The sequence below is a fragment of the Treponema sp. genome (assembly GCF_017430385.1).
In the GTDB taxonomy this organism is placed as follows: Bacteria; Spirochaetota; Spirochaetia; order Treponematales; family Treponemataceae; genus Treponema_D.
Genome location: NZ_JAFRNB010000107.1, coordinates 1 through 12,382 on the forward strand (window position 1 = coordinate 1; position 12,382 = coordinate 12,382).

The 12,382-nt window shown below is 40.7% G+C and carries 9 protein-coding genes; 8 read left to right on the plus strand and 1 reads right to left on the minus strand.

Annotation, left to right across the window (positions count from 1 at the left end):
* Positions 1-458: 458 nt before the first annotated feature.
* The 7 genes from IJJ71_RS07650 to IJJ71_RS07680 all read left to right on the plus strand — a co-directional run bounded on the left by IJJ71_RS07650 (position 459) and on the right by IJJ71_RS07680 (position 10,479).
* Positions 459-3,281, plus strand: a complete 2,823-nt coding sequence (locus tag IJJ71_RS07650; RefSeq protein WP_296846238.1) for a DNA methyltransferase — start codon at positions 459-461, stop codon at positions 3,279-3,281.
* A gap of 74 nt (positions 3,282-3,355) precedes the next feature.
* Positions 3,356-3,763, plus strand: a complete 408-nt coding sequence (locus IJJ71_RS07655; protein WP_296846239.1) for a hypothetical protein — start codon at positions 3,356-3,358, stop codon at positions 3,761-3,763.
* Positions 3,764-3,813: 50 nt separating this feature from the next.
* The gene (locus IJJ71_RS07660) at positions 3,814-4,761 is read left to right on the plus strand and encodes a hypothetical protein (RefSeq protein ID WP_296846240.1); all 948 of its coding nucleotides are present in this window, start codon (positions 3,814-3,816) and stop codon (positions 4,759-4,761) included.
* 271 nt (positions 4,762-5,032) lie between these two features.
* On the plus strand, positions 5,033-8,452 hold the full coding sequence (locus tag IJJ71_RS07665) for an ATP-binding protein (RefSeq protein ID WP_296846241.1): 3,420 nt from the start codon (positions 5,033-5,035) through the stop codon (positions 8,450-8,452).
* A 119-nt stretch (positions 8,453-8,571) separates the two neighbouring features.
* Entirely contained in the window at positions 8,572-8,838 is a 267-nt protein-coding gene (locus IJJ71_RS07670; RefSeq protein WP_296846242.1) for a type II toxin-antitoxin system Phd/YefM family antitoxin, read from the plus strand.
* Positions 8,835-9,143 carry a type II toxin-antitoxin system RelE/ParE family toxin gene (locus IJJ71_RS07675; protein ID WP_296846243.1) on the plus strand — a complete coding sequence of 103 codons (309 nt, stop codon included), beginning with the start codon at positions 8,835-8,837 and terminating at the stop codon, positions 9,141-9,143. The genes IJJ71_RS07670 and IJJ71_RS07675 overlap by 4 nt, the downstream gene beginning before the upstream one ends.
* A gap of 40 nt (positions 9,144-9,183) precedes the next feature.
* Entirely contained in the window at positions 9,184-10,479 is a 1,296-nt protein-coding gene (locus tag IJJ71_RS07680; protein WP_296846244.1) for a DUF3322 and DUF2220 domain-containing protein, read from the plus strand.
* A gap of 154 nt (positions 10,480-10,633) precedes the next feature.
* Here the strand turns inward: IJJ71_RS07680 and IJJ71_RS07685 are convergent, their stop codons facing one another.
* Entirely contained in the window at positions 10,634-11,689 is a 1,056-nt protein-coding gene (locus tag IJJ71_RS07685) for a DUF7309 domain-containing protein (RefSeq protein ID WP_296846245.1), read from the minus strand.
* Positions 11,690-11,783: 94 nt separating this feature from the next.
* Between IJJ71_RS07685 and IJJ71_RS07690 the strand changes: the two genes are divergently transcribed.
* On the plus strand, positions 11,784-12,382 hold a 599-nt coding region (locus IJJ71_RS07690; protein ID WP_296846246.1), incomplete at its 3' end, for an MBL fold metallo-hydrolase.

Sequence of the window (12,382 nt, forward strand, 5' to 3'; positions counted from 1 at the left end):
TTAAAGTAACATGATTTAAGCCCATACTTATGGTTCTCCTTTGTTAATTTTGGTTTTTGTGGTGAAAAACATATTAACAAATTTCCATTTGTATGGGTGTTTTTATTTTTACTATTTCAAGTTCATTTTACAATCTTCCTTCGGAAAATATTTTTTTTCCCAGTGTCGTTCTATGACACTCTCCGTGTGATATAATGAATCAACTTATGCAAGCGGGGGTGTTTATGTTCTTGATTGCAATCATTTTTTTTGCAGGCTTTTTGTTTCTGACTTTTCTTCAAGTGTTCTATTGGCTGGTTATTATAGCAATCGCAATTATTGTTGTTTGTATTCTTTGTTCTATTGTCTCATTTAAATCAATAAAGGATTCTAATACTCAAAATAGAATACCCGATAACTCCACGGACGAATTTGATAATAATCTGTAAAAATCCCAAAAAACATGCTATAATATTTCTATGACACAGACAGAACAGATTGCAGCAGCAAAAGAATTCGCAAGTTTTTGGGAAAACAAAGGCGATGAAAAACAGGAATCGCAGAGATTTTGGATTGATTTGTTACAGAATGTGCTTGGAGTTACGAATCCGGCAAAATATATTGAATTTGAAAAGCGTGTTCAGCTCTCGCACACAAGCTACATCGACGCATATATTGCCGACACTAAAGTTTTAATTGAGCAGAAAGGAATCAAAATTGACTTGCACAAAGCGTATGAGCAGAGTGACGGAGCAGTTTTAACACCTTTTGAGCAGGCAAAGCGTTATGTGGGTGAGATGAAAGCAAGTGAAAAGCCTCGCTGGATTGTCGTGTGTAATTTCGGTGAGTTTTTGATTTATGATTTGGAAAATCCACAGGAAGAACCTCAGCAAATTTTTCTGAAAGATTTACCCAAAGAATTCTATCGTTTGCAGTTCCTTGTTGACCAAAAGAACGAGAATATCCGCCGTGAAGAAGAAATCTCGATTGAGGCGGGAAAACTTGTCGATAAACTTTATCAAGCTCTGCTTCCGCAATACAAAAATCAAGACGAAAAATCTTTACGTTCTCTCAATATTCTCTGTGTACGAATTGTTTTCTGTCTGTATGCAGAAGATGCAGGGCTTTTTGAAACTCGAACAGCTTTTGAAGATTATATCCGTGGTTTCAATTTGCCTAATGTGCGCAAAGGCTTGATTGAGCTTTTCAAGGCTTTGGATACAAAAATTCCTGACCGTGACGAATACGACGAGAGCCTAAAGCCTTTCCCGTATGTGAACGGCGGACTTTTCAAGGACGAGAACATCGAGATTCCGAACTTCACTCAGGAAATCGTTGATGTAATCGTGAATGACTGTGCCGTTTTCAACTGGTCGGAGATTTCACCTACGATTTTTGGTGCGGTTTTTGAGTCCACTTTGAACCCTGAGACACGGCGCAAGGGCGGAATGCACTACACGAGCATCCAGAACATTCACAAGGTAATCGACCCGCTCTTTATGGACGATTTAAACGCCGAGTTTGAAGCAATCTGTGCCACGAAAGTCGCAAAACAAAAGAACGAAAAACTTCACGACTTTCAGACAAAGCTCGGCTCGCTCAAATTCCTTGACCCGGCCTGTGGTTCTGGAAACTTTTTGACCGAAACATATCTTTCTCTCCGCCGATTGGAGAACAAAGTCATCTCGATTCTGAACAAGGGTGAGGCAGTTCTTGGCTTCGATGAGTTCATAAAGGTTCATATCAACCAGTTCTACGGAATCGAAATCAACGACTTTGCCGTGACCGTCGCAAAAACTGCCCTCTGGATTGCCGAAAGCCAGATGATTGCGGAGACAGAAGCGATTCTTTCACAGAACATCGACTTTTTACCGCTCACGACGAACGCGTTTATCGTGGAAGGAAACGCTCTCCGCATGGACTGGAGCACTCTTAAACCGCTAGAAGAAAATGCAATGCCAAAAGACGGACTTTTCTCAGGATTCACCACAGAGACTGACGGAACTAAACATGAGTACGATTATATCATGGGAAATCCGCCGTTTGTGGGATATGCCTATCAATCAAAAGAACAGAAGGAAGATTTACACCAGATTTCAAAAGATATTGCCAATAACATTGATTATGTTGCTGGCTGGTATTTTAAAGCGGCATTATTGATGAAAGGATCAAACACAAAGGCGGCTCTTGTTTCAACGAACAGTATAACACAGGGTGAACAGGTTGCTGTTTTGTGGAAACCTCTTTTTGAACAATATGATGTTCAGCTTGATTTTGCATGGCGAACTTTCCGTTGGGATTCAGAATCGACAGAAAAAGCTCATGTTCATTGTGTCATTGTAGGCTTTTCAAACAAAGACTCAAATCAAAAACAAAAAATAATTTTTGATGAGAACGGAAACAGACAGATTGCGACTAACATCAATGGATATCTTTTGGATGCTCCGACTATTTTTATCTACAAGAATTCAAAGCCCTTGTGTGAAGTTCCGCCTTTTGTAAGAGGTTGTCAGCCGACTGATGATGGAAACTTTATTCTCACAATAGATGAAAAGGAAGAATACCTAAAAAAAGAACCGCAGGGAGAAAAGTTCCTTCGACCGTTTATGATGGGAAAAGATTTTATTGACAGAAAGCCCCGATGGTGTTTTTGGCTTGTAGGTGCAAATCCCGCAGAACTCAGAAAATGTCCGATTTTGATGAAGCGGTTTGAAGCCGTGCGGAACTTTCGGTTGAAAAGTACAAAAGCAGCAACAAGACAAAAAGCTGATACTCCGACACTTTTTGATGAAATCCGTGAACCACAAAGTGATTATATTGGTTTGCCAACGGTGTCCTCTGAAAACCGCAAATACATTCCAATGGATTTTCTATCCAAAAATATTATCCCAGGCAACAAGATTTATTTTTTACAAAATGCAAGTCTCTTTCACTTCGGTGTATTAATCAGTCTTGTTCACATGGCGTGGACTCGTGCAGTTTGTGGTCGCCTAAAAAGCGACTACAATTATTCAAATACAATCGTCTACAATAACTTTCCGTGGTGCAATCCAACAGACGAGCAAAAAGCAAAAATCGAAAAGACCGCACAGGCAATCCTCGATGCACGAGCATTGTTCCCAGACGCAAGCCTTGCCGATTTGTATGATGAACTTGGAATGCCCCCAGAACTCCGCAAAGCCCACCGCGAAAACGACAAAGCTGTTATGGCAGCTTACGGCTTCAAAGCAAGCATGACGGAAAGCGAGATTGTCGGTGAATTGTTCAAGATGTATGCGCAAGTCGTGAAAGCGACGAGTTAAATAATTTCTTACTCATGCAAACGAGCGTAGCGAGTATGAAAAGTTGGCGAAATAAAAATTAACGGAGATAAACGATGATTGTTTTTTATGGAATATCTGATGAAGAAGAGAAAAATAGAAGGGAAATTTCATTCAAACAAAAGTACAATATCAAGCAGGAATTAGGAGCTAATGCGATATGGCTTGCTTTTGGTATTGAGTTTTACAAAAAATACAAAGATCCCCCAGCTTATGTAGTAGACCATGGGTCCTATTGGAAAAATGCTGATGGACATCTTGTGATTCGTTCAGAACTAAATTCGCCGAGCGAAGATACTAGAAAAAAAATTGAAGAATGGTGTGAAAAATTTGAATTTGATTGCATATATGATAAAGAGCTTTTACCATTTCATGATGTTGCTGGTATTGAGGTCCTGGTTCTTGTTTCAAAAATCAAATATCGCAATGCACGAGAATGTAGAAAACGCGGTTGGATAGAATAGTACGGTGAATTGTTTAATATGTATGAAAAACTAACGAAATCAAAATAGCCATGACCGAAAAATCATTTTGCCCCGAATGTTACAGTGAATATTCTCGTGTTACACCTTTTTATGCAAGCGAAAACTGCCTAAAAAATCACAGACAGTATAAATGCAAAACTTGCGGACGCTTAATCTGCATAGACAAAAGGGGTGAACATTCATTTTTCGCAAAATTCAATTCAGAAAATGCCGCCCGATATTTGCTTCGTGGTGCAGAGGCTTTTTTCAAGGAAGAATGTGCCATTTTCAAGAAACATGGAAATGAAAGTTATTATTTCGAAATTCTTCCTGTTTACGGAAATCTTACTAAAAAGAATCCGGCTTATTTTCTTCCGGGAACTTACTGTCAGCCTGTAAAGAAACAAACGGGCATCATCTCAGAAGAAGAAGTTCAAAAATATATTGCCGAACAAGAAGAAGAAAGAACAAAATGTGATTACAAATCTCTTTTGAACGATGACATCCAAAGACTAGATTTGAATTTTGACTTTTTGTCATGTAAATGCGGTGCCATAAAACTTCTTTTTAAGACCAAATACGAAGTTTTTTCATGGGATTTTTTCGACGATGAAAATGACGAAGCGGAAACTTCAGAGTTTGTGCTTCTTGCAAAATGGCTTTTAAGGATTTCCTCTGAAAATGTGAATCTTTCAGATGTGTTCAAGCTATATTCAAATGATGCAGGCTCAATGTGCATAAAAGCCGAAGACGGCTTCTTAAGATTTTACGATTCTTTTGAACCAGATGATGAAAGACTTCGGCTTTCATGTTTCAGCCCCTATAAATCCGTTTTTGAAAATTTCAAGACTGCACTAAAAACATTCTTGGAAAATGTATATGAACCAGAAGAGTGGGAGAGACTTTCTTCTAACCCCGACAGCGATGCATATTACGATGGTTATGAAGGCGCAAGCCTCAAAAAGATTTATGATTGTTTTGAAGAACTTGAAAAGTAAAAAAAAATGAATGGATATTGTCATTGTTTCAATAACAGCCAAGCGTTAGGGATTGTAGGGGCGGCGAAGCCGTTGCGGAACGAAGTGGAGCAATGAAGCGTTAGCGGAACCCCGAAAAGCCCGACCTGCCGTAAGGCAGGTAACGCCAAAATAATTTAACTTGCTCGTAACTTGCTTGTCATTTACTTGCAAGTTGATGGTAAGTTGATTTTTATTTGCTTGTCATTTGCTTCCACTAGCAAAATTCCATTTATTCCTATAAAATCATCTTATGAATAAAGATTCCGCCCCCAACTTTGCCGCTGACCTTTTTCAATCCGAAGAGATTTCCGGCTTTCATCTTGAATTCTTTCAGATTCTCAACTGGGGGCTTTTTGACTCTCAGGTCTACACTCTGAACGCGGAAAGTAAGTCTACTTTGCTTACGGGCGTGAACGGTTCGGGGAAAACTACTCTTGTTGATGCTCTCACCACTCTGATTGTTCCGAATTCCCTGCGCTTTTACAATCAGTCTTCCGGCTCGACCAAAAAGAAAGACCGAAGCGAGGAATCTTATGTTCTTGGGGCTTACGGAAACATTCAGAATCAGGATTCGGCGAATTCAACCCAATACCTTCGCAAAAAGGACGATGTCATTTCAATTTTAAACGGCTGCTTTTTAGACCAGAAGACAGGCCGCACCTTAAGTCTTTTGCAGGTACGCTATTTTTCAGGCTCTGATTTGCAGCGGATTTTCGCCCTGACCGAAAGTCGCCTCTCAATCGAAAACATTACGGAAATTCTTTCGTCTTCCGGCTCCAAAATTGACCGTGGCGGTAAATGGAAACGGCTTCTTTCTAATTCAGCTGGAACTGTTTTCTATGATTCATTTGAAAAATACAAGGCCGCTTTCTCTCAGATTCTGGGCTTTCGAAGTGACAAGGCCCTTAAACTTTTCTCGCAGATTGTAGGTCTAAAGGTTCTTGGAAATCTCACTGAGTTTATCCGGGAGAACATGCTTGAAAAAGCCGACGCTGATCTTGAATTCCAGAAACTTGAGATGAATTACGAGAATCTTCTTCAAAGCGAAAGGACGATTTTAAAGACTCAGAAGCAGATTGAAATGCTTGAGCCGATAATCCAGACAGGTAAAAAGCTTGAAGAGACCGCCCTTGAAAAAGAAAGACTGACTAAACTTCGTGAGGCAATAATTCCCTGGAAAACTGAGCGGAATCTTGAAATCCTCAGCAAAAAAAGCGGGGAGCTCAAAAGAGAAATCGATTTCCTTGAAGAAAGCAGAGAGCAGAAGACAAAGGAAAGCCAGATTCTTGAAGAAGCAATCAGAACCTTGCAGGCCGACATTGATTCAAGCGACTCAGCCAGACGAATCTCCCAGATTGAAAGCGAAATCAGAAATCTTGACGAAGAAAAAAACAGGCGTAAAAGCGAGTCAGAAAAATATTCGGAGAAGGCAAGTCTTCTTTCTTTGAACCTTCCTGTAAATCAAAAAGAATTCGAGAAAAATCTTCTTGAAATGCAGTCCCTCACTCAAAAGATGAGCGAAGAAAAGAATTCTCTTGATGAAAAAAAGACTGAAATTTCAATCAGCAGAAAAGAAAATGAAGATTCACTCAAAAATATCGAAACTGAGCTTCTTTCTCTGGGAAAACGCAATTCAAATATCCCCGAAAAAAACATCCAGATTCGCCAGGAGATTTGTTCTCATCTAAAAATCACGGAAAGCGAGCTTCCTTTTGCGGGCGAGCTTCTTCAGGTAAAAAAGGGTGAGGAAGAATGGAATTACGCGATTGAGCGGCTCCTTCACAATTTTGCGCTCACGATTCTCGTAAAGGAAGAATTTTACAAGCGTGTCACAGATTATGTCAAAAATCACGACATGGGTGGTCGTGTCGTTTATCTTCGTGCCTCAGAAAACGATAATTTTTCTCTTGGCGGTCCTTCATTTGATTCAGATTCTCTTCCGGGTAAAGTTGAGGCAAAAAAGAACCACGAACTTTGTGAATGGATTGAAAATTACATTCGGCAAAAGTTTGATTACCGTTGTACCGACGACACTCAGGAAATTTCCAGGGCCGACAAGGCTCTCACAAAATCAGGCCTGATTAAAAATGGAATCCGTCACGAAAAAGACGACAGAAAAGAAGTAAGACAGAATTTCACTCCCGTACTTGGCTGGGACAACACTCAGAAACGAAAGATTTTGAGCAGCCAGCTCGACGAACTGAAAGCGGAAAGTGGAAAACTGAAAAGTCAATTCGATAAAATCAAAGAGAAAATCAGTATTCTTGATAAAAAAGACTATGCTGTGAATTCTTTGCTCGAAATTTCTTCTTTTGAAAAAATCGACTTCGCATCCGTCGCAAAAAAAATCGATTCACTTTCCGACGAAAAGCAGAAACTTTCAAAATCAAAGGATATTCAGGAAAAATTCGCCCTTTTAGAGCAGAAAAAGGAAGAAAAACGGCTGGTTGAGCAGGACAGGGACAGGATAATTGGTTCTCTGAATGTAAGCCGCGACAGGCTTTCAACAGTTTCGGAAAAACTTGAAGAAAACCAAAACAAATGGAAGCTATACAGCGAACATCCTGATTTTGAGTCTGTCATCAAAAAAGCAATCTCGGACTTGTGCCTTGAATATCCCCGTCTAACCAAGGCCGAAAGCGAAGAGGCTGTGAACCACGGCGAGCAGAACATCCTTCAGGATTTAGACGGAAAAATCTCGGGGAAAACAAAAAGCATCCAGGGCTATGAACTTAACCTGGGACAATACATGCGCGAAATTTCCATTCCGAGCCAGAAATTAAGGGAAGAATTCGGCGACTGGTCAAGCGATTTTTCTGCCTTTGGTGCTACAAAAGAATTCCTTCCGGACTACAATAATTTTTATCTCAGACTCAAAAAAGACGATTTGCCCAAATATCAGAAGCAGTTCCATGAATTTCTGCACAATTCGGTCAAAGAGGACATCATCAATTTCAATCAGTTCATAAACAACGCAAAGGAAGACATTGAAAACGCGGTGGGCTACCTTAACCAGAACCTGAAGAGCATCGTTTATCAGCATAATCCCGACACATATCTTTCGCTCAAATGCGAGAAGGCAAAGGACACACGGATTGATGAATTCAGCCGTAAGCTTCACTCGGCGATTCCGGACACTGTGCGCATTCAGATGCAGGATATAGAATACGAGGAAGAACTTTTCGGCAAGATAAAGTCTTTTCTTGAATCTCTCAAAGAAAATCAGAATCTGCGTGATTATGTGCTGGATATCCGTAACTGGTTCACATTTGCCGCCAGCGAGAATTATTGTCAGGACGATGTTCAGAAGCAGTATTATTCTGACAGCGCAAGTCTCTCAGGCGGCGAAAAGGCCAAGCTCACGTACACGATTCTTGCCTCGGCGATTTCATATCAGTTCAACATCAACGAAGAAAGCAAAAAATCATTCAGATTTGTAATAATCGACGAAGCTTTCAGTAAGAGCGACTCCACGAATTCCGAATATGCCATGAAACTTTTCAGGCAGCTGGATTTGCAGGTCATGGTCATCACGCCACTGGACAAAATCAATATTGTCGAGGACTACATTTCGTCGGTTCACATGACTGAGAACAAAAACACGAATGATTCAAGGCTCCTTTCGATGACGATTCAGGAATATCAAAAAGTCAGGAATGAGGAAAGTTAGGAGTGAAGAGTCAGAAGCTTGAAGTTAGAATCTAGAAGTGCAGGGGGATTTCACCAAGAAACTTGTTGTGCTGATAAAATTGTGATAATATAATGATAAAGACAAGAGGAGACGGCATTATGTTGCAAATCAGACCTGTATCAGACTTACGGAATAAGTTTTCCGAGATAGAAAATATCGTTTCTACAAATCGACATCCTGTTTTTCTCACAAAAAACGGTTACGGTACTATGGTTGTCATGAGCCTTGATTTGTACGAAAGCCTTACAGACAATATAGAAGCCCGACTGGACGAAGCTGATTTTCAATCTGAATCATCGGACAAAAGGCTTTCGCATGAAGAAGTATTTTCCAATCTCCGCTCAAAAATAAAGACTGCCCGATGAAAAAATACACATTGCGATACCTTCCTCTTGCCGAACAGGATTTGTCCGAGATAATCGATTATATACAAAACAATCTGCAGAATCCTATTGCGGCAGAGAATACTCTTTCAAAAATAGAATCTGCAATTCTTGAACGGCTTGAGTCCCCTGAATCATTTGCCGTATGGCCTTCAAAGAAAAAACGCTCTTATCCATATCGAAGAATAAATGTTGGCAATTACACAGTCTGGTATGTTGTGATTGGCGATGTAATGGAAGTCCGAAGAATTTTATATTCACATCGAAATGAAGAAAATCTGATATAGGATACCAATATGTCAAGGGAAAAAACAGGAAAGCTGATTTATGATTACTGTTGCTGAACTGAAAGCAAAGAGCGAGCGTAAATTCCGGGATTTTCTTAAGTTTAAGATTGACGAGTTTTTTCATGACAAATCCCTTGCAGGAGGCAAGGATGAAGTAAAGAGAGAATTTTCTGAAAAGGCTGCCTGTCATTCTGAAGCCATCTCAAAATCTCTAGAATTTTTTCCGCTTGAAATCCGCTCTGACAAGGGAAAGACCTCGGATAACCTTCTTGCGCGCGAAAAAGATTTTCTTCCGCTCATTCAAAATAGCAAGCAAAAAAAAGGTAAGGGCTACTCACTCGTTTTTGAGCAGAAACGTACGCGGAACAACGGGACTCAGTCCCAGCTTTCCAGGATTTTTTTTGAGACCGAAGAAGATTTTTTGTCTTTTATCGAAAAAAAATCCGAAACAAAAAGGCTTACTTATGCACTCACAGTTCTTTTCAAAAACTTTTGCTCATCTTCAAATAATTCGGACTTACTTGGCAGATGGACTTTTGCAAATGTTTCATATCTTACGGAATTCTACGATGAAAAAGATTTCTGGGAAAATATCTGCCTTTGCGTAAAATGGCTTTTGGAAAATCCAGTCTCAAATCTTTATATCCGTGAAATTCCTCTTGGCGTGCACACAAAATTCATTGAAAACAATAAGACTCTGATTCTAAGTCTTTTGCTCTGCCTCAAAAATGATGGCCAGCAAGAAGTGAAAGTGTCGGATTTTGAAAAATATTGCGAACTCAAAGAAAAACCTTCTTTTATAAGGCTTCGTTCCCTCGATAAAACAATCGCGCTCAAAATTGGGGAACTTTCGATTTCTGAAGTTTCATTGCCCCTTGAAGATTTTGAACATTTTGATAAATCTGAAATTCTCAAAAATGTGCAGAAAATATTCATCATCGAAAACGAAATGGTCTACCTGACTTTTCCTCCTGTAGAAAATACCCTTTGTATCTGGGGACACGGATTTTCAGTGACATCGCTAAAAAACTGCAGCTGGCTCAAAAATCACGAAATTTTCTATTTCGGCGACCTGGACGAGCACGGATTTTTGATTCTCTCTGATTTCAGAAAATATTTTCCAGACACAAAATCTTTCTGCATGGACAAAAAAACTCTCGATACGTTTGATTCATTCAGAGCAGAAGGAAAAAGTCTTGCAGGAGAAGGCATTCCAGAAAATCTCACCGAAGAAGAAAAAGCTGTTTTTAAAGAATTAAGAGCTGACAAAGGGCGGAACAGGCTTGAACAGGAGAGAATTTCAATGGAATATCTGAAGGAAAGGCTTGAGATTTGACTGGACGTAGCTAAGAAAATTTTTTTGCCTGCCCAAGTGCGCAAGGGATTGTAGTGGTGGCGCTTTTGCGCCAGTGCGAAGCACCGGAGGCGCGTAAGACGCCGTAGCCACAAAAAGCCCGATCCGCCGCCAGGCGGGATGCGCCCAAAAGAACTTAAAATCCCAACATTCCCATCATTCCCATGTGCATTAGCATATCCCCAAATGCCGCATCAGCATCTCTTACAGGCTCTACAACTATCGGCGTTCCTGTCTGGAGACAGAAATTTTTCAGGAGATTTACCGTTCTGTCGTCAAAGGCCTTGATTTTTTCTGGAAGGAACTTTTGGTCGAAAAATATGTCGGCAAAGGAATCGAAGAGCTTCAAATCTTCCTCATCATCCATAACGAAATCAGGCTTTGAGACAATCATACCTGCATCTGAGTCTAAGGCAAGCAGAATTGCAGGGTAGCGGGGCGGCTCATTTTTTTTGTCTTCCAGTGGGAAGGGGATACGAAAAACCTTGCATTCAAGAGTTCCCTTCCGCTCAAAAGAAGAAAGTTCTTCCGCCGCTTCATCTGAAAGTTTCGGCTCAAAATATGGAACGGCAATTTCTTGCGGAAGCTCAATAGTTTTCCATTCAAAACCGTTTTTTGTCTTTGAAAGAAGCGGAATTGTTTTCTGCATTTCATTCTGTTCATCTGGAGGAAATCCAAGCTCAATCTTTGATTTTTCCGAAAGTTTCTTAGAAACTTCAATGGCAGCTTCAAGAGCCTGCTCAATATATGACAAATCATTTTTGCTCTTTATATACCATGGAAGGCAATGCGGGGCATATTTTGTAAAGTGAACGAATTTTCTTCTTTCGCCTTTGATTTTATTCCCAGTTCGCTCCGTATAGGATTTGAATTCCTTGAGTTCGTCAGGAAACATAAAATCTTTTGTTTCAAGCGAGCAATGAAGGCAGTTCTGCCCCAGGGAAATTTCCTGATATTGCTCATCACTAATGTTTTCATCATTGCTTCCAAGCAGATCATAAAAAGTCTTGAGCCCTTCATTCCCTACATAGACCGCAAGACTTATATGCTCTCCAAGCTCTCCCATGACAGTGCACCAGCCGATTTCTTTGTCTGAGAATTCTACTGCAAACAAGTCCATGTCATAAAGCTGTTTCCAAAGCTTAGTTCCAAAATATTCAAAAGCCTTGTCATAGAGTTTATCTGTAATCATAGCGATATATTAGCAGAAAAATTATCAAAATCCAATTATTTCAAGATTTTTCCTCATTATTCCCCAACTGGCCGAAATCTGATACAATTCCACCATGAATTTAGAAGCATTCGTTCTTGGCTGTGGCGGCATGATGCCCCTTCCTTACCGTCACCTTACATCAGTTTTGCTCCGTCGTGACGGAGATTTGTTCCTTTTTGACTGCGGCGAGGGCACTCAGGTTTCACTCAAACGGCTCAACCTCAAATGGAAGAAAATCGACGCGATTTTTATCTCCCACACGCATGCCGACCATGTGACGGGGCTTCCCGGAATGCTCATGCTCTCGGCCCAGGTTGACCGCACCGAGCCGCTATACATCTACGGTCCGCCCAAAGTTCGTGAATATGTGGAGACCAGCCGTCAGGTTCTTGATATGTATATCAATTATCCCATTATAATAAAAGAAATTACAGCTCCTTGCGTCGTGCATGAAGGCAAAGATTTTTACATCCGCGCCTTTCCGCTCTCGCACACAAAGACCTGCGTTGGCTACACGCTCGAAGAACTTGACCGCCCGGGCGAATTCAATCCCGAAAAAGCAGAGTCTCTCGGAATCCCGCGTGGCCCCTTGTGGGGAAAACTCCAGCGTGGCGAGGAAGTCACTTCGGCGGACGGAAAAATCGTCAAGCCTAGCGACGTGATGGGCGAAAA